Genomic DNA, 17019 nt, shown 5'->3' with positions numbered 1-17019 from the left:
GCCCCGCCGCTCGGCCCTGTTCCAGGCGCCGAACCGGCGGGTGTCGTCAGGCGCCGAACCGGCGGTGCCGGGCGGCGTAGTCGCGCAGCGCGCGCAGGAAGTCGACCCGGCGGAACTCGGGCCAGTACGCCTCGGTGAACCAGATCTCCGAGTAGGCGGACTGCCAGAGCAGGAATCCGGACAGTCGCTGCTCGCCGGAGGTGCGGATCACGAGGTCCGGATCGGGCTGACCGGAGGTGTAGAGGTGACTGTCGACGCCGTCGACCGTCACCGACTGGACGAGCTCCTCGCCGCGCAGCCCCTGCGCGTACCGCACCCGCAGGAGCGACTGCACCGCGTCGACGATCTCCTGGCGACCGCCGTATCCGACGGCGACGTTGACGTGCGTGCCCGTCCGGCCCGCAGTGCCGGCCGCGGCCTCGTGCAGTCGCTTGGCGTGGTCGGACGGGAGGAGGTCGGTGGTGCCGACGATCTTCACGCTCCAGTTCTGGCCGGGCGCGGAGATCTCCTCCACCACGTCGGAGATGATCTCGAGCAGAGCATCGAGCTCCTCCGGGTCGCGCCGGAGATTCTCGGTGGACAGCAGGTAGATCGTCGCCGTCTCGATGCCGGCCGCGTCGCACCAGCCCAGCAACTCGGCGATCTTCTTGGCGCCTTCTCGGTGGCCGTGACTGACGTCGGTGAAGCCGTTCTCGCGCGCCCAGCGCCGATTGCCGTCGCACATCACCGCGACGTGTCGCGGACTCCGTGCTCCTTCGAGTTCCTTCAGCAGCCGGCGTTCGTAGAGCCGGTACAGCAGTCCGCGGACGCTCACCCCGTCATCACCACGCGAGTCACATTACGCCCAGGCGTACGGACGGTCGCGGCGGTGGTCACAGAGTCTCCCGGAGCGCCCTCACAGACTGTAACGTAGCGACGGAACAAACCTACGGGTGCGTAGGTTACCGCTCGGTACCGGAAGGAGCGCACGCATGACGGCCTTCGGCCTCGAGGAACTGCCCGTCAAACCGCGGATGCGCGGATGGATCCACGCGTGGGCGTTCGGCGTGGCCGTCGTCGCCGGTGCCGCGCTCGTCTCGGCCGCGGCTTTCCTCGCCGACCGTCCGGACGCCGTACTCCCCGCGACGGTCTACAGCCTCACCGTGTGCGGTGTGTTCGGCGTCAGTGCCCTCTACCACCGCCTGAACTGGGGCCCCCGGGCCCGCGTGTGGATGAAGCGCGCCGACCACTCGATGATCTTCGTGTTCATCGCCGGCAGCTACACCCCCTTCGCGACGCTCGCCCTGCCTCCGGAATCCGGGCGGCCGCTGTTGATCGTCGTGTGGGCGGGCGCGCTGGCGGGCGTGGCCCTGAAGATGCTGTGGCCGACGGCGCCGCGCTGGGTCGGTGTGCCGCTGTATCTGTTGCTCGGATGGGCGATCGTGCCCGTCGCCGGACAGCTGGGCGTCGAGGTCGGTCTGGCCCCCATGCTGCTCCTGCTGGTCGGCGGGCTGTTCTACAGCGGAGGTGCGATCCTCTACGCGACCCGTTGGCCCGACCCCTGGCCCGCGACCTTCGGGCACCACGAGTTCTTCCACGCCGCCACGGTGATCGCAGCCCTGTGTCACGCGGTAGCGGTGTGGCTCGTGATTCTCGGTTGAAACCTCACGAGCTGCTTCGTGCAACTTCTCACACCACCTGAAGCAACCGGCACCCGTTTGTAGACTCGCGAGGGATGTCTATTCCGTTGCTCGCCTTCGAACTGACCGAGACCAACCGGGACTGGCTGATCCACCGGCCGCTGGCGATCGTGAGTTACATCGTCGTCGCGATCGCGCTCCGGTTCGTTCTCCACCGCCTGATCGACCGCATGACGAAGCCGCGGGAGAGATCCGGCAAGCCGCGCCGATCGTTCCTCGCGCCGCTGCAGGAACGCGCCGAACGCGCCATCGGTGATCCCTACGCGCGCGAACGCCGGGTCCAGCGTGCCCAGACGATCGGCTCGGTGTTCAAGTCCGGTGTGTCGGTCGTCGTTCTCGTCTGGGTGGTACTGCAGACGCTCGACACCCTCGGCTTCAACGTCGCGCCGTTCATCGCCTCGGCCGGTATCGCCGGTGTCGCGCTCGGTTTCGGTGCGCAGAACCTCGTGCGGGACTTCATCTCGGGCATGTTCATGCTGCTCGAGGACCAGTACGGCGTGGGCGACGTGGTGGACCTCGGCGACGCGGTGGGCACCGTCGAGTCGGTCGGCCTGCGCGTGACGACCGTCCGCGACATCGACGGCACCCTGTGGTTCTGCCGCAACGGTGAGATCCTGCGCGTCGGCAACATGAGCCAGGGCCACTCCGTCTCCGTGGTCGACGTGCCCATCGCACCGACCTCCAACGTCGACCGCGCCTGCCAGATCGCCCTGCGGGCCGTGCTCGACGGCGTCGAACGCGAGGACATCGCACCCGACGTCCTGGAGAAGCCCGAACTGCTCGGGGTCAACTCCGTGACGGCGGGTGCCGTGACGCTGCGGCTGACCGTGCGCGTGCGCGCGGGCAAGCAGTGGGCCATCCGCCGCAGCCTCACCCGCGCGGTGCTCGAGGCGTTCGATCAGAACGGCATCGAGTCGCCGAACCTCGCGGTCGCAGCTGCCGTGAGCAGCTAGACCCTCGAAGTAGAGGATCGAGCGCACCGATTCCACCGCCGCCGGCACCGCCTGGCCCTGAGGAGTCAGAGCGCGGCGAGCACCTCGCGCAGATCCGTCTCCGTCGTCACCGGCCGATCACACACGAAGCCCCGGCACACGTAGGCCGCGGATGCTCCGTCGACGAGCGGCCGATCGTCGAGCAGCGGCGACGAGTCGGGTTCGCCGCCCACCACGATCGCTCCCCCCGGCGCGATCCGGCGTGCAAGTTCCAGGAGTTCGCCGCCACCCACGACGGCGACCTGCAGCGGACCGCGCACCGACGCCTCGGCCACGGTCAGCCAGTGCCCTCCCGCACGCGGCGCCTTCTCGAGCAGGATCGACGCCGCCGACAGCGACAGCGCGGCGGCATCGGCGTAGCGGGGATCGTCGTGCACGAGCGCGGACAGACCGAGCAGCGCCTCGGCGATCAGCGACGCCCCCGACGGCGTCGCCCCGTCGACCGGATCGCGCGGCCGCGCGACCAGCGATTCGGCGTCGTGTGCGGTGTCGAACCAGCTCCCGGGACGTTCCGGATCCGCGAACTGCGTGAGCGCGACGTCGGCGAGTTCTCTCGCACGCTCGACCCAGCTCCGATCCCCCGTCCCCTGGTGGACGGCGAGCAACGCGGTGACGAGAGCTCCGTAGTCCTCGAGCACGCCCGCCGGAGAACCGACGACACCTCCGAGCGACGCGCGACGCAGTCGTCCGTCGACGAGGTGCCGGTCGAGCAGGAACCGCGCGCACCTCGCCGCCGCGTCGATCCAGGCGGGTTCGCCCAGCGCGACGCCGGCCTCGGCCAGTGCGGTGATCGCGAAGCCGTTCCAGGCGGTGACGACCTTGTCGTCGCGCCCGGGCTGCGCGCGATCCTGCCGGGCCGCGAACAGGCGGGCCCGCACGTCGGCGAGACGGGCCGGATCGTCGGGCTCGTCGAGCAGCTGCAACACCGAGGTGCCGTGTTCGAAGGTGCCGCCCGGAGTGACGGTGAAGGTCTCCGCGGCCCACCGGCCGTCGTCCGCACCGAGCACCTCGACGAGCTGATCGAGGGTCCACACGTAGGTCAAGCCCTCGACCCCGTCGGTGTCGGCGTCGAGCGCCGAGGCGAATCCGCCGTCCGTGGTGAGCAGGTCGCGCAGCAGGAACTCAGCGGTCTCCCGGGTGATCCGCGTCGGCAGTCCCGCGCCGGTCACCCGCGCGAGGTGCGCGTACAACCGCAGGAGCAGCGCATTGTCGTAGAGCATCTTCTCGAAGTGCGGCACGGTCCAGGCGACGTCGACGCTGTAGCGGGCGAAACCGCCTCCGAGCTGGTCGTAGATCCCGCCCCGCGCCATCGCGTCGGCCGTGCGTTCGACGAGACCGAGCGTGTCGGCGGAGCCTGTGCGCTCGTATCCGCGCAGCAGACCCTCGAGCAGGTTGGACGGCGGGAACTTGGGTGCGCCCCCGAAGCCACCGTGTTCGCGGTCCTCGTCGGTGGCGATCGCGGCGGCCGCCGCGTCGAGCAGGGCCGCCTCGACGGCGGCCTCCCCGACGGGCAGTCCCCCGCTGCTGCGACGGAGTTCGGTGGCCACGGCGTCGGCGGCCTGCGCGACCTCGTCGCGACGGTTGTGCCAGGTCTCGGTGATGGCTTCGAGCAGCTGGACGAAGGACGGCATGCCGCCGCGCGGCGTGCTCGGGTAGTACGTACCGCAATAGAAGGGGGAACCGTCGGGAGTGAGGAAGCAGGTCATCGGCCAGCCACCCTGACCCGTCATGGCGACGGTCGCGTTCATGTAGACCGCATCGATGTCCGGCCGTTCCTCGCGGTCGACCTTGATGCACACGAAGTTCTCGTTCATGACGGCGGCCGTGGCCTCGTCCTCGAACGACTCGTGTGCCATGACGTGACACCAGTGGCAGGCCGCGTACCCGATCGACAGCAGGATCGGCACGTCGCGCTCGCGCGCCTCGGCGAGCGCGTCGTCGCCCCATTCCTGCCAGTGGACCGGATTGTCGGCGTGCTGCCGCAGATAAGGGCTCAGGGCGTCGGCCAGTCGGTTCGCCATGCCCCCACGCTACGGAAGGAGCACCCTCGGTGACGGCCGGTCGTCAGCTTCCCTTGGTGGTTTCCGGACGTTCCGGACCGGTGGCCTTCGTGCCGCCGGCCCTCTCCTCCTCGGCCCCACCCGGGATCGCACCCGGCAGCGTGCCGTCGTCCACGGCCTGGTCGGGTTCGGGATGCTCCGGCTGGAAGTTCTCGGGCAGCTTCTTCAGCCGCTTGTTCATGTTCCAGATCAGCAGAGCGGTCGCGACCAGCAGGACCACCACGATGGCCAGTCCGAGCGGGGACGCCTTACCGAACTCGGGGCCGGTCGGCTCCTGGGCCAGAATCTCGACGGCCAGAACATCGACCGCGAGCGTGCCTATCGTCATTTGCCCTGTCCGTCCTCGATGCCCGCGAACAGATCCGTCTCGGGAAGCTCCGTGCTCACGCGGGTCTTGGCCAACTCGAACTCCTCGGTCGGCCACACCTTCTGCTGGATGTCCAACGGCACCGCGAAGAACGATCCGTTGGGGTCGATCTGGGTGGCGTGGGCCCGCAGCGCGTCGTCGCGCTTCGGGAAGTAGTCGCCACAGGTGATCTGGGTGGTCACGCGCCCCATGATGTCGCCCTGCTCGGTGCGCCACTTGTTGAGCCACTGCTCCATCGGGAACGGTTCCCCGCGACGCTCGTACTCCTCGCGGAACAGCTCGAGCCGCTTACGGATGAACCCGTGCGAGTAGTAGAGCTTGCTCACCGCCCAGGGTTCGCCCAGCTCGGGATGGAAATCCGGATCTGCGGCCGCTTCGTAGGCCGCGACCGACACCTCGTGGCACCGGATGTGGTCGGGGTGCGGGTAGCCACCGTTCTCGTCGTAGGTGGTCATGACGTGGGGGCGGAACTCGCGCACCGACTGCACGAGCCGGCGGACCGGTTCGTCGAGCGGGATCGCCGCGAAGCAGCCCTCCGGCAGCGGAGGCTTCGGGTCGCCCTCGGGCAGTCCGGAGTCGACGAAGCCGAGCCACTGCTGCCGCACCCCGAGGATGCGGGCCGCCTCGGCCATCTCCTCCTGGCGCACCTCGCTCATGCGCTCACGGATGCCGGGCACGTCCATGGCGGGATTCAGGATGTCGCCGCGCTCTCCGCCCGTGAGCGTGACCACCAGGACCTCGTGCCCCTCGGCCGAGTACCGGGCCATCGTGGCCGCGCCCTTGCTCGACTCGTCGTCGGGATGGGCGTGCACGGCCATGAGCCGTAGTCCGCTCACGTGTATTCCTCCACCTCACGTCGTCTGCTTCGCCGGAACCGACCCTGCGCCCGCGTCGCGGTCGCTACGGATCCGTCCTCTATAGTTCCACCTGATAATTCCGACGTCAGCCGTGACCCTGCGGCGACGCCCGATCCATCGTTCCGCTGTGAAAGCAAAGTGATGAGCAACACCGTGCCCACCGACCGGTACCCCTCCTCCCGGTACCCCGGACCCCGCGTGTCGACACGCGGCAAGCGCTGGGGTTTCACCATCGCCGGTCTGCTCGCGGGGCTCGTCGTGGCGTTCGTTCTGTTCCAGAACAACTCCGCTCCGATCGAGTCGGAGGTGGTCGCCTTCGAGATCATCGACGACAGCACCATCGACATCCAGCTCAAGGTCACGCGCGACGATCCGTCCGAGGACGCCGTCTGCATCATCCGGGCCCGGTCGAAGGACGGCAGCGAGACCGGACGACGCGAGGTCCTCGTCCCGGCGTCCGATTCGCAGACGGTCGTGCTGACCTCCACGGTCAAGACGTCACAACGCCCCGGAATGGGCGACACCTACGGGTGTGCCACCGAGGCCCCCGAGTATCTCCGCGCCCCCTAGAAACCTGCCGCGACCAGCGTCTTCCTGCGCTTTTCCGGAGCAGCGACGGTAGTGATGCTAAAATAGCCGGATACACGGTTCCACCCTTTGGGGCCGTGTATTGCTGCATAAGAGCATCAACAGACAGTACGACTTCCGTTCAGCCTGACAACCAGGGGGGACGACGGGGGTCGTGCTGTCGCGGTCGTTGCATGTGCACGACTTGTCCACGGAGCCGGGGGCTCCAACCCGAAGGAAGTGATCGAGGATGACCGAGACCCAGGTGACCTGGCTGACGCAGGAGTCGTACGACCGACTCAAGGCCGAGCTGGACCAGCTCATCGCGAATCGTCCTGTCATCGCCGCCGAGATCAACGAGCGTCGCGAGGAAGGCGACCTCAAGGAGAACGGCGGCTACCACGCGGCCCGCGAGGAGCAGGGCCAGCAGGAAGCCCGTATCCGTCAGCTCCAGGAGCTGCTGGGCACCGCCAAGGTCGGCGTCGCTCCGACCGAGTCGGGCGTGGCCCTCCCCGGTTCCGTCGTCACCGTCTACTACGCCGGCGACGAGACCGACACGGAGACGTTCTTGATCGCGACCCGCGAAGAAGGCGCCCGCAACAGCGAGCTCGAGACCTACTCCCCCAGCTCGCCCCTCGGTGGCGCCCTGATCGACGCGAAGGTCGGCGAGACCCGCGAGTACACGCTGCCCAACGGCAACACCATGAAGGTGACCCTGGTGAGCGCGGAGCCGTACCGCGGCTGATCGCCGAGTACCCTACCGCGGCTGATCCCCTCCGCAGCCGAAATGCCCGACCGGATTCTCCGGTCGGGCATTTCGTTTGTTCACGGCAGGTATCAGAAGATGCGCCGCGCCTTCATGTCGGGGAAGACCGGCCCCACCCGCACGACGTCGCCGGTGGTGGGTGCGTGCACCATCTGCCCGCCGCCGATGTAGATGGCGACGTGACCCGGTCCCCCGGCCTGCCAGTTGCCGAACAGCAGGTCGCCGGGGCGCGCCGCGTACAGCGGCACCTCGGTGCCGATGTGCCACTGTGTCTCGGACGTGCGCGGCAGCGTGATGCCCGTCGCGGCGAAGACCGCGTACGACGTCAGGCCGGAGCAGTCGAAACCGCCGCCGGACGGCCCGTTGATGTTGCCGCCACCCCAGACGTACGGCAGGCCGAGGTACTTGAACGCCAGGTCGACGATGCGATTGCCGATGTCGCCGGCCCCGCCTCCGATGCCCAGACCCAGGAACGGCGAGAGCATGCGGGCGAAGACGTGCTCGGTCGCGCGGATCTTCGCGACGTAGGGCTTCGTCTGGTTCTCGTAGTCGGGATGACCGGACGGCATGCCACCCGAGCGTTTCACCGCGCCGACGCCGGCGTTGTAGGCCGCGAGGGTCAGATCGAGGGTGTCGCCCTCGACCAGACCGCGCTTCTTCCAGTCGTCGATGAGCTTGTAGTTGTCGCACAGGAGGTTGCCCGATGCCATGACCGGGTCGGCGATACCGAGGACGTCGGCCTTGCCGTCACCGTCGGCGTCCTTGCCGTACTGGTCCCAGGTGCCGGGCATGAACTGTCCCGGACCGCGGGCGCCGACCGGCGAGACCGGCGCGGTCGGGCCGTACCGGAAACCGTTCTCGGCGGAGTAGAGGGCCGCGAGGACCGGCGCGGAGATCCCGTCGCACAGTTCCCCGGCCTTCTTCAGCCACGGCGCGAACACGGCGATCGCACCGATGGGTGCGAGTCGCGTTCCGGGAAGGATCGCCGGGATCGACGGCAGTGCGATCCCGGTGCCGGGGATCGTGGGACCCGGTTGCGGGTTCCCGACCGCGCCGCTCGCCGGCGGTTGGACCGGTATCCCGAAGGGCCCGGGCCGGGCGGCCGGCGGTTCGGGCGCCAGCGCGGGCGGAGCCGCTTCCGGATCGGCGGGGTGCAGTGCCGCGGCCGCCTCCTCGGGCAGATGCGGCTCGATCGCCCCCGCGACCGCCGTCGTCGCATCCGCGACCGCCTGTTGGGCTCCCTGCTGCATCGGCTCCGGCAACGACGCGACGAAATTCGCCACGTCCGTGTCGGCGTTCTCCGCAGTTGCCTCGAACGACTCGATCGCCCCGTTGATCTGATCCTTGATCTCTGCTGGTAAGTCCACACCCTGAACGAGCGCACTTGCTGCCGTAGCCACTGCCACGATGACCGCAGACGGGTCCACCGACATCCGCTACCCCCACATCCATCCATCAAACCGCTCTCACCGTAGCTGTGAGTTCGATCACCAGTACGGCTTCCGGATGTTCTTATCACATATATTCAGGAACACGTTCTAGTACTGGGACCAGTGGGATCCGTGTTTCCCGAGTGACCAGAGTTACGGTTCCGGATAGAAGTCCGCAGCATCGGGATGGGTCAGGACGTCCATGATGTCCACCGGATCGACCGTGCCCTCGGCGAGCAGCGCCACGAGCGTGTCCCGCTGGTCCTCCGTCACCGGTTCGCAGCCGCCGGGCATCACCCATCGGCCCTCACCCACCGGCATCACGCGGGCGCACAGCAACGTACCGGCAGGCACCTCACCTGCGAGCCAGGGCGCGGACACCTCGACCACCCGATCGCTGCGCACGTCGCGCAGCGTGAGCGACTCCTCCGGCGCACTCGCCTCGACCTCGAAGACCGAACGCTCGACCGCCAGCCACGAGCGGGCGAGCTCCGCCTCGTCCTCGGGAAGCAACTCCCCGCGACGCTCGACGAAATCCGCGAACGCGCCGGCATCGAAGAGCAGGACGTCCTCGACGAGCGGATCGGCCACGGCCTCGGCCACAGCATCGTCGTCCCCGTAGCCCGAGCGGGCCTCCGCCAGCGCGACCCGCTGTTCCGCCCATCCGGGTTCCAGGGCGTGCATGGCCGCCTTCATGTACAGCCAGTCGGAGCGTTCCTCGAGCGAGTGGTCGGCGCGCCCGAGATGGCACGCCTTGTACTTGCGGCCCGACCCGCACCAGCAGCGGTCGTTGCGGCCGAGCCCCGGGACCTCCTTCGGCCGGTACCGTTCGAGCACTTCGTGGAGGGGATGTTCGTCACCGCCCGGCACCCGGGCGAGCAGGGACAGCCCCCGGATCGCGTCCCCGCGATCGGAGGCGAAGCGCGCGAGGTCGAACAACGGCAGGTCGAAGGCGGAGTCGAGGTCGGCCGAACGCTCGTAGTGCCGTTCGGCTTCCGCGATGCGTCCGGTCGATTCGGCCGCGCGACCGGCGATCCAGTGCGCCGCCCCCGCCGCGCGTCGCGGCGCATGGTCGAGCAGCCACAGCGCGGCCTGTTCGATCGCCTCGGGCGCGAGTTTCTCCCCCACCAGTTCGTCGTAGACGGTCTCGGCGATCTCGGGATCGGACAGCACCGAGTACAGACCGGATTTCCCCACGGCGAAACGCTCGTCGAGTTCGGCGTCGTCGCCGCGTTCGAGGGCTTCGACCAGCGACGCGAACAGGGCCACGCCGGGCACGGCGTCGACGGGGATCCCGAGCTGTTCGGCATAGATCTCGAACATCGCCCGGTCGGAGTATCCGTCGAAGTCGAAACCGTTCGGTGCCACCAGGTCTCCGCTGCGGACCAGTCCGGCTCCGGCGAGCAGTTCCCCGAGGGGCAGGGACGGCGCGGAGAACGCGTCCGGCGTTTCGGCGAGCACGTCGAGGAAGGTGCCCTCGAGGCTCGCCACCTGCTCGCGGGCGATGGTCTGTTCGAGCGCGTGCACGAATTCACTCTCACTGCTCCGGACTTCGTCGTCGATCGGAGCGAACGACAGACGACCGTCCCGCGCGGTGAGCGCGAGCAGATCTCCCGGCTCGTGACCCGACAGTGCCTCTTCGGGAAAGACGATCGTCTCCTTGCGGAAGATTCCACCCGAATCCGTATCGTTCTGCGCGGCAGCAGCTTCGGATCCACCGGGCTGCACGAGATCGAACTCGTCGTCCTCGGAGACGAGCAGCAGGAGCGGTTCGATGTCGTCGACCGGGATCGCGTGCCGATCGAGTTCGTCCGCGGTGAGTCGGTGTGTCAGCGTCCTGCCCTCGAACAGCGCATCTGTCGCCGCGACACGGTCGTCGGACAACCACATCAGCAGCGGATGCGGTTCCGACTGTTCGAGATCGATCATCACCTGCTCGGCGGAGCCGAATCCGTGCTCCTCGAGATGATCGGCCACCTCGTCGATCGTCATGGGTCCGTGGCTCCGTACCGTGTCGAGCACGGTGTCCCACAGGGCCGATTCGGGATGTTCGCTGTCCGTCACCACGTGATCGTACGGCCCCCGACAGCGCTTCCGGGGGCTATGCGGTTCCTTCCGCACGTCGTCGTCACGCATCACGCATCGCAGACGGCCTTCAGTCGGGTGCGGGCCCAACCGGCCAGCGTGGTCGGTGTCGTCGTGGTGTACTCGCGGGGGTTCTCCGGCACGAATCCGTCCCGGATACCGGCCGTCATGTCGACGATCGACGCCACCTGCTGCGGAGTCGGCCCGGCGGCCCTAAGTTCGGCGCGGACGTCGTCGTCCGAGACCTGACGGACCGCCACGGAGCGATCCAGCGCTTCGCCGAGCACGGCGGCGACCTCCCGGAACGACAGGTCCTCCGGACCGTGCACCGCTTGGACGTGCCGTCCGTACCAGTCGGAGGAGAGCGACCGGGCGGTCGCGACGGCGGCGATGTCCTCGGGCGCCACCCACGGGAGCGGACGGTCGACGTCCATCGCCGTCGTGAGCGTGCCCGCGAGGATCGACTCGAGGTCGAAGAGCAGATTGGTGAAGAAGTACCCGCAGCGCAGGTGGGTCACGTCGATGCCCAGCTCGTCGAGGGCGGTCTCCGTGAGGGCAAGACCGTCGATGTCGCCCATCCCCGTCTGCGTTCGGCGCCGACGCTCGACTGGAAGACGACCCTGCGGATCCCGTTGGTTCGGACGGCGGCGACGAGGCTCTCGGTGGCCGACCGGTAGCCGTCGAGCGGGTCGGGCAGGGAGGTCAGCGGGTCTACCCAGTACAGGGCGTCGATCCCCTCCGTGGCGTCGACGACCGAGTTCGCATCCAGTTGGTCCACGCGAACGACGTCGACGTACTCGCGCACATCGGAGGGCAGGGCGGACGGATGCCGGAGCAGGACGCGGGGACGGAGTCCGGCCTGCACGACCAGCCGTACGACGTGGCGCCCGACGTTCCCGGTCGGTGTGGTGATGGCGACGGTCATGCCTCCGACTCTCCCGAAACGGAAGGCGATGCGTCGATGTTTTCCTCGATCGATACGAGAAGAAGGCGCCCTCCCGGACGCCTTCTTCTCGTGTCTTCTACGGCCGGTGTGTCAGCCGAGCGCCTGTTCGACGTCGGCGAGCAGGTCGGCGGCGTCCTCGATGCCCACCGACAGCCGCACGAGATCCTCGGGCACCTCGAGCAGCGACCCGGCGGTGGAGGCGTGGGTCATCGCACCCGGATGCTCGATGAGCGACTCCACACCACCGAGCGACTCGGCGAGGGTGAAGATCTCGGTGCGCTTGCAGAAGTCCAGCGCGGCCTGACGGCCACCGGCGAGGCGCACGGAGATCATGCCGCCGAAGCGACGCATCTGCTTGGCCGCGTACTCGTGGCCCGGATGCGATTCGAGACCCGGATACAGCACCTTGCTCACGGCGGAGTGGCCCGACAGGAAGTCGACGAGCTTCTCGGCGTTGTCGGAGTGCTTCTCCATCCGCACCGCGAGCGTCTTGATGCCGCGCAGCGTGAGGAAGGCGTCGAACGGGCCCGGCACGGCACCCGCACCGTTCTGCAGGAACGCGAAGGCGGTGTCGAGCTCCTCGTCATTCGTCACCAGTGCGCCACCGACGACGTCGGAGTGACCACCGATGTACTTGGTGGTCGAGTGCAGCACGACGTCGGCGCCGAAGGTGAGCGGCTGCTGCAGGTACGGCGACGCGAAGGTGTTGTCGACGACGAGCTTGGCACCACCCTCGTGCGCGATGTCGGCGAGCGCGGAGATGTCGCCGATGTTGAGCAGCGGGTTGGTGGGCGTCTCGACCCACACGAGCTTGGTGTTCGGGCGCACGGCCGCGCGCACCTCGTCGGCGTCGTTGACGGCGGCGGGGGTGTACTCGATCCCCCACTGCGTGAACACCTTGTCGATGAGACGGAAGGTGCCGCCGTAGGCGTCGTTCGGGATGACGAGGTGGTCGCCCGGACGCAGCACCGAACGGAGCAGGCAGTCGGTGGCGGCCATGCCCGAGCCGAACGCCCGGCCGTAGGCGCCGTTCTCGAGCGCGGCGAGGTTCGCCTCGAGGGGACGACGGGTGGGGTTGCCGGTGCGGGCGTACTCGAAGCCGTTGCGCATCTCACCGACACCGTCCTGGGCGAAGGTCGAGGACGCGTAGATCGGCACGTTGACGGCACCGGTCTGGGGGTCGGGCTCGTACCCGGCGTGGATGGCGCGGGTCGCGAAACCGTGCTGGTTCTGGTCTGTCATGAAGATCTGTGTCCTATCGGCCTTGAGAGATGAATCCGAGCAGGTCGTGGCGGGTGATGACACCGACGGGCTTGCCGTCGTCGATCACCATGAGCGCGTCGGTGTCGCCGAACGCCTTCGTGGCGGCGTCGATCGACTCGCCCACGCCGATGTTCGGCAGCGGCGGGCTCATGTGCTTCTCGACCGGATCGGCGAGATGCGCGCGACCCTCGAAGACCGCGCTGAGCAGTTCGCGCTCGCTGACCGAACCGGCCACCTCACCTGCGGTGACGGGCGGCTCGGCACCCACGACCGGCATCTGCGAGACGCCGTATTCGCGGAGGATCTCGATGGCGTCGCGCACCGTCTCGGACGGGTGCGTGTGCACGAGGTCGGGCAGGTCGCCGCTCTTGCCGCGCAGCACGTCGCCGACGGTGGAGTCGTCGGGCTTGCCGTCGAGCGGCGCGCGCAGGAAGCCGTAGCTGGCCATCCACTTGTCGTTGAAGATCTTCGACATGTAGCCGCGGCCACCGTCGGGCAGCAGCACGACGACGACCGCGTCGGGGCCCTCACGCTCGGCGACCTGCAGCGCGGCGACGACGGCCATGCCGCACGAGCCACCGACGAGCAGGCCCTCCTCGCGGGCGAGGCGACGGGTCATCTCGAACGAGTCGGCGTCGGAGACGGCGATGATCTCGTCGGGAATCGACGGGTCGTAGGCGGAGGGCCAGAAGTCCTCACCCACACCCTCGACGAGGTACGGCCGGCCGGTGCCGCCCGAGTACACAGAGCCCTCGGGGTCGACGCCGACGACCTTCACCGCACCGTTGGAGACCTCCTTGAGGTACCGGCCGGTGCCCGAGATGGTGCCGCCGGTGCCGACGCCCGCGACGAAGTGCGTGATCTTGCCGTCGGTGTCGTTCCAGATCTCCGGGCCGGTGGTCTCGTAGTGGCTCGCCGGGCCACCCGGGTTGGAGTACTGGTTGGGCTTCCAGCCGCCGGGGAGCTCGCGGGCGAGACGGTCGGAGACGCTGTAGTAGCTGTCGGGGTGCTCCGGCGGGACGGCGGTCGGGCACACGACCACCTCGGCGCCGTAGGCCCGCAGCACGTTGCGCTTGTCCTCGCCGACCTTGTCGGGACACACGAACACGCACTTGTAGCCGCGCTGCTGCGCGACCAGGGCCAGGCCGATGCCGGTGTTACCGGAGGTGGGCTCGACGATCGTCCCACCCGGCTTCAGTTCGCCCGAGGCTTCGGCCGCATCGATCATCTTCACCGCGATGCGGTCCTTGGAGCTGCCGCCGGGATTGAGGTATTCGATCTTCGCCGCTACGAGCCCCGATCCGGGTTTCACCACCGTGTTGAGCTTGACGAGGGGGGTGTTTCCGATGAGGTCGATGACGGAATCCGCAATGCGCATGACTCCATGTTCCCACGTCGTGACTTTCCGGCAGGGTGACGGTGTACACCCCGGGAAACGACCTCCGCGAAACGACGAAGACCCCGGACCGTGGCCCGGGGTCTTCGTGGCGTTCTGCTAGTCGTTCTGGAAGTAGCTGAGCAGTCGCAGGATCTCGACGTACAGCCACACCAGGGTGACGGTCAGGCCGAGGGCGACGCCCCAGGCAGCCTTCTCCGGAGCCTGTGCGCGGATCAGCTGATCGGCGGAGTCGAAGTCCAGCAGGAAGCTGAACGCCGCGATGCCGATGCACACGAGGCTGAAGATGATGGCGATCGGGCCGCCGTCGCGCAGACCCAGGCCACCGTCGATGAAGAAGCCGGCGATCAGGTTGCCCAGCGCCAGGACCAGGACACCGACGAGGGCGCCGACGATCATGCGGGTCAGGCGCGGCGTGACGCGGATGGCACCGGTGCGGTACACGACGAGCATGCCGAAGAACACACCGAAGGTACCGAGGACGGCCTGCGCGATCAGAGTCGCGCCGCCTGCGCCACCGAACGTGATGTCGGTGAACATGAACGACAGCGCGCCGAGGAAGAAGCCTTCCGCCACCGCGTAGGCGAGGACGATCGCCGGGTTGTCCATCTTGCGGCCGAACGTCGCGACCAGCACCAGGACGAGACCGATCAGACCGCCGCCGATGACGAACGGAGCCGCCAGACCGACGTTGGAGTTGACCAGCACGTAGGAGATGAGTGCCGACACGGTGAGCACACCGAGCGTGATGCCGGTCTTGGTGACGACGTCGTCGATGGTCATCGTCCGCTGGTCGGTGGGGCGTGCCCACGGATCCGTCTGCGGCTGACCGAATTGCTGGGTGACCTGCGCGGCGCCCGCTGTCGCAGAGCCGAACGTGGCGTATCCGCCGCCCTCTTGCTTGGGCAGGTTGCGGAACACCGGGTTACTGGTGGTGCGCACCGTGCACTTCCCTTCTCGTGGTCGCTTCTGTCCGTTCAACGAGGCAGTGACCTCACGAGTTCCCGTTTCGTCGAGAAAGCTCGGACGAAACGGACTCTACCGGCTCCGCACCGACCGGGTCACGGTGAACTTGCGGTTGCGGCCCTCGACGCGGGTCGGTCCGACGATGCCCGCCAGCGCGGGGCGGTAGTCGAGGTGCCGGTTGTAGACCGTCCACATCTGTCCTCCCGGGCGGAGGATCCGGGCCGCGGCGTCGAACATCTTGCGGGCCGCGCCGGTGTGCACGGCGGCACCGATGTGGAAGGGCGGATTGCACACCACGAGGTCGACCGACCCGGCGGCGACCGAGCTCGCAGCGTCGTCGCGAAGCGTGTCGATCCGGTCGGCAAGCCCGTTCGCGGCGGCCGTCTCCGCGGCGGAGGCGACGGCGGCGGCGGATTGATCGGTCGCGATCACCCGGACGGCGGGCAGCTGCCGGGCGAGCATCGCGGCGAGGATGCCGGTGCCGCAGCCGAGGTCCACCGCGAGCCGCGCGTCCGCGTCGAGGTTCGGGAAGTGTTCGAGGAGGAAACGGGTGCCGATGTCGAGGCGCGGGCCGGCGAAGGCAGCTCCGTGCGCGACGACGGTGAGGTCGAGTTCGTCGAGCCGCTCGCGGACGGGATACGAGGCCGGTCCGGGGGTGGCTCCGCGCGCGGTGAGCACCCGCGATTTCTGCCGTCCCCGCGACGCGCGCACCTCGGCGAAGGACGCAGCGAGGACGTCGTTCATCGCAAGGCCGATGTGCTTGTCGCGGCCACCGGCGAACACGACGACCTCGGGGTCGGCGTGGCGGGCCACGGTCTCGGCGATCTCGGTCAGCGCCGAGAGCGAGCGGGGAAGACGCAGCAGCACCACCCGGGTACCGGCGAGCAGATCCGCGTCGAGTCCGCAGGAACGGTAGCGGTCGGTGAAACCCTCGCGTTCGGCGTTCGCGGCCAGGGCACGTTCGGCCACCACCGAGTCCTGGTGCACCCGGATCCGCTCCGCGCCGAACCGGACGGCCGCACCCAGTGTGAGGGCGCCGTACTGGTCGTCGACGACCACGACCGTGCCGGGCGCCGCGGATTCCAGCGCGGAGGCGGCTTCGTCGAGGAGCAGACGATCGGCCCCGTCGACGGCGAACAGGTTGGGCGCTTCCACATCCGGGAAGCGCCTCAACCTGTCGTACAACTCGTCGATCAACACTCGACCGTCAGCACTCGCCCTTTCCGGCGTTCTCGATGGCACGCAGGGTGTCGGCCTGCTCCTCCTCGCTGAGGTCCTGCCAGGCCGGGAGCTGCTGCTGGGCGTCGGCGACGGCCTGGGCCGCTGCCGCGCGGTCCTGGCCCCACTCCTCGAGCTCGTCGAGGTAGGGCAGCAGAGCCTCGCAGTTCTCCTCGTAGCTCTTGCCGAGTTCGACGCTGGTGCCCGTGGTGCCGGCCTCCGCCGAAGCCGAGGTGGTCGTCGTGGTGGTGGTCTCCTCGGCCGAGTCGGATCCGTCCGAGGATCCACACGCCGCCGCAAGCAGGACCACACCTGCACCGAACAGCGCCGCGAGAGTCTTCTTCATCTATGTCCCACTTCTGGTCGCAGTGTCGTTTCGTCCGTTCCCGGTGAGGCACCGTGGTCCGGCCGGACCACGTTAGACCAG

17 protein-coding genes are annotated in these 17019 nt (G+C 68.6%); 4 read left to right on the top strand and 13 right to left on the bottom strand.

Annotated features, from left to right (window positions below):
• Window positions 1–46 precede the first annotated feature (46 nt).
• Window positions 47–814 carry an isoprenyl transferase gene (locus CKW34_RS05765; RefSeq protein ID WP_059381582.1) on the bottom strand — a complete coding sequence of 256 codons (768 nt, stop codon included), beginning with the start codon at window positions 812–814 and terminating at the stop codon, window positions 47–49.
• 157 nt (window positions 815–971) lie between these two features.
• Between CKW34_RS05765 and trhA the strand changes: the two genes are divergently transcribed.
• Together trhA and CKW34_RS05755 are read left to right on the top strand one after the other, a co-directional pair.
• A complete protein-coding gene (gene trhA, locus CKW34_RS05760; protein WP_059381583.1) occupies window positions 972–1640 on the top strand; it encodes a PAQR family membrane homeostasis protein TrhA in 669 nt (222 codons plus the stop codon).
• A gap of 74 nt (window positions 1641–1714) precedes the next feature.
• Window positions 1715–2632 (top strand): mechanosensitive ion channel family protein, encoded by a 918-nt coding sequence (locus CKW34_RS05755; RefSeq protein WP_059381584.1) that lies wholly within the window; start codon window positions 1715–1717, stop codon window positions 2630–2632.
• A gap of 65 nt (window positions 2633–2697) precedes the next feature.
• On the opposite strand, the gene CKW34_RS05750 is transcribed toward CKW34_RS05755, so the two are convergent.
• Genes CKW34_RS05750 through mca form a run of 3 tightly spaced genes read right to left on the bottom strand, consistent with a single transcriptional unit; the run spans window position 2698 to window position 5916 of the window.
• On the bottom strand, window positions 2698–4692 hold the full coding sequence (locus CKW34_RS05750) for a thioredoxin domain-containing protein (protein ID WP_059381585.1): 1995 nt from the start codon (window positions 4690–4692) through the stop codon (window positions 2698–2700).
• Window positions 4693–4735: 43 nt separating this feature from the next.
• On the bottom strand, window positions 4736–5059 hold the full coding sequence (locus tag CKW34_RS05745; RefSeq protein ID WP_016691273.1) for a hypothetical protein: 324 nt from the start codon (window positions 5057–5059) through the stop codon (window positions 4736–4738).
• A complete protein-coding gene (mca, locus tag CKW34_RS05740; RefSeq protein ID WP_016691272.1) occupies window positions 5056–5916 on the bottom strand; it encodes a mycothiol conjugate amidase Mca in 861 nt (286 codons plus the stop codon). The genes CKW34_RS05745 and mca overlap by 4 nt, the downstream gene beginning before the upstream one ends.
• 180 nt (window positions 5917–6096) lie before the next feature.
• Between mca and CKW34_RS05735 the strand changes: the two genes are divergently transcribed.
• Both CKW34_RS05735 and greA read left to right on the top strand, forming a co-directional pair.
• The gene (locus CKW34_RS05735; RefSeq protein ID WP_059381586.1) at window positions 6097–6525 is read left to right on the top strand and encodes a DUF4307 domain-containing protein; all 429 of its coding nucleotides are present in this window, start codon (window positions 6097–6099) and stop codon (window positions 6523–6525) included.
• A 247-nt stretch (window positions 6526–6772) separates the two neighbouring features.
• Window positions 6773–7267: a transcription elongation factor GreA gene (greA, locus tag CKW34_RS05730; RefSeq protein WP_006553878.1), complete on the top strand. Its 495-nt coding sequence runs from the start codon at window positions 6773–6775 to the stop codon at window positions 7265–7267.
• Window positions 7268–7359: 92 nt separating this feature from the next.
• Here greA and CKW34_RS05725 read toward each other — a convergent pair whose 3' ends face one another.
• From CKW34_RS05725 to CKW34_RS05690, 9 genes are all read right to left on the bottom strand, one after another.
• Window positions 7360–8721, bottom strand: coding sequence for a C40 family peptidase (locus tag CKW34_RS05725; RefSeq protein WP_059381587.1), 1362 nt, complete (start codon window positions 8719–8721; stop codon window positions 7360–7362).
• A 150-nt stretch (window positions 8722–8871) separates the two neighbouring features.
• A complete protein-coding gene (locus CKW34_RS05720; RefSeq protein WP_231921801.1) occupies window positions 8872–10782 on the bottom strand; it encodes an SEC-C domain-containing protein in 1911 nt (636 codons plus the stop codon).
• A gap of 71 nt (window positions 10783–10853) precedes the next feature.
• Window positions 10854–11381 (bottom strand): Rossmann-fold NAD(P)-binding domain-containing protein, encoded by a 528-nt coding sequence (locus CKW34_RS24530; protein ID WP_197700692.1) that lies wholly within the window; start codon window positions 11379–11381, stop codon window positions 10854–10856.
• Complete coding sequence (locus CKW34_RS24525) at window positions 11318–11728, bottom strand: SDR family oxidoreductase (protein ID WP_197700691.1); 411 nt, start codon at window positions 11726–11728, stop codon at window positions 11318–11320. The genes CKW34_RS24530 and CKW34_RS24525 overlap by 64 nt, the downstream gene beginning before the upstream one ends.
• 111 nt (window positions 11729–11839) lie before the next feature.
• Window positions 11840–12991: a cystathionine gamma-synthase gene (locus CKW34_RS05710; RefSeq protein ID WP_059381589.1), complete on the bottom strand. Its 1152-nt coding sequence runs from the start codon at window positions 12989–12991 to the stop codon at window positions 11840–11842.
• Window positions 12992–13004: 13 nt separating this feature from the next.
• Entirely contained in the window at window positions 13005–14390 is a 1386-nt protein-coding gene (locus tag CKW34_RS05705; RefSeq protein WP_016691267.1) for a cystathionine beta-synthase, read from the bottom strand.
• Window positions 14391–14507: 117 nt separating this feature from the next.
• Window positions 14508–15350, bottom strand: coding sequence for a Bax inhibitor-1/YccA family protein (locus CKW34_RS05700; protein ID WP_059381590.1), 843 nt, complete (start codon window positions 15348–15350; stop codon window positions 14508–14510).
• A gap of 96 nt (window positions 15351–15446) precedes the next feature.
• The gene (locus CKW34_RS05695; RefSeq protein ID WP_059381591.1) at window positions 15447–16574 is read right to left on the bottom strand and encodes a class I SAM-dependent methyltransferase; all 1128 of its coding nucleotides are present in this window, start codon (window positions 16572–16574) and stop codon (window positions 15447–15449) included.
• 7 nt (window positions 16575–16581) lie between these two features.
• Window positions 16582–16938, bottom strand: a complete 357-nt coding sequence (locus CKW34_RS05690) for a hypothetical protein (protein WP_059381592.1) — start codon at window positions 16936–16938, stop codon at window positions 16582–16584.
• Window positions 16939–17019: the final 81 nt, after the last annotated feature.

The sequence above is a fragment of the Rhodococcus rhodochrous genome (assembly GCF_900187265.1).
In the GTDB taxonomy this organism is placed as follows: Bacteria; Actinomycetota; Actinomycetes; order Mycobacteriales; family Mycobacteriaceae; genus Rhodococcus; species Rhodococcus rhodochrous.
Note: the sequence above shows the minus strand (reverse complement) of the source record. Positions and strands in the feature narration are given on the sequence as shown.

What these genes read in the sequence shown, in the direction of transcription:
- CKW34_RS05745 (WP_016691273.1), bottom strand. Translation starts at nt 5,059, where the DNA reads ATGACGATAGGCACGCTCGCGGTCGATGTTCTGGCCGTCGAGATTCTG.
- CKW34_RS05725 (WP_059381587.1), bottom strand. Translation starts at nt 8,721, where the DNA reads ATGTCGGTGGACCCGTCTGCGGTCATCGTGGCAGTGGCTACGGCAGCA.
- CKW34_RS05750 (WP_059381585.1), bottom strand. Translation starts at nt 4,692, where the DNA reads ATGGCGAACCGACTGGCCGACGCCCTGAGCCCTTATCTGCGGCAGCAC.
- CKW34_RS05705 (WP_016691267.1), bottom strand. Translation starts at nt 14,390, where the DNA reads ATGCGCATTGCGGATTCCGTCATCGACCTCATCGGAAACACCCCCCTC.
- CKW34_RS24525 (WP_197700691.1), bottom strand. Translation starts at nt 11,728, where the DNA reads ATGACCGTCGCCATCACCACACCGACCGGGAACGTCGGGCGCCACGTC.
- CKW34_RS24530 (WP_197700692.1), bottom strand. Translation starts at nt 11,381, where the DNA reads ATGGGCGACATCGACGGTCTTGCCCTCACGGAGACCGCCCTCGACGAG.
- CKW34_RS05710 (WP_059381589.1), bottom strand. Translation starts at nt 12,991, where the DNA reads ATGACAGACCAGAACCAGCACGGTTTCGCGACCCGCGCCATCCACGCC.
- CKW34_RS05690 (WP_059381592.1), bottom strand. Translation starts at nt 16,938, where the DNA reads ATGAAGAAGACTCTCGCGGCGCTGTTCGGTGCAGGTGTGGTCCTGCTT.
- CKW34_RS05735 (WP_059381586.1), top strand. Translation starts at nt 6,097, where the DNA reads ATGAGCAACACCGTGCCCACCGACCGGTACCCCTCCTCCCGGTACCCC.
- mca (WP_016691272.1), bottom strand. Translation starts at nt 5,916, where the DNA reads ATGGCCGTGCACGCCCATCCCGACGACGAGTCGAGCAAGGGCGCGGCC.
- CKW34_RS05755 (WP_059381584.1), top strand. Translation starts at nt 1,715, where the DNA reads ATGTCTATTCCGTTGCTCGCCTTCGAACTGACCGAGACCAACCGGGAC.
- trhA (WP_059381583.1), top strand. Translation starts at nt 972, where the DNA reads ATGACGGCCTTCGGCCTCGAGGAACTGCCCGTCAAACCGCGGATGCGC.
- greA (WP_006553878.1), top strand. Translation starts at nt 6,773, where the DNA reads ATGACCGAGACCCAGGTGACCTGGCTGACGCAGGAGTCGTACGACCGA.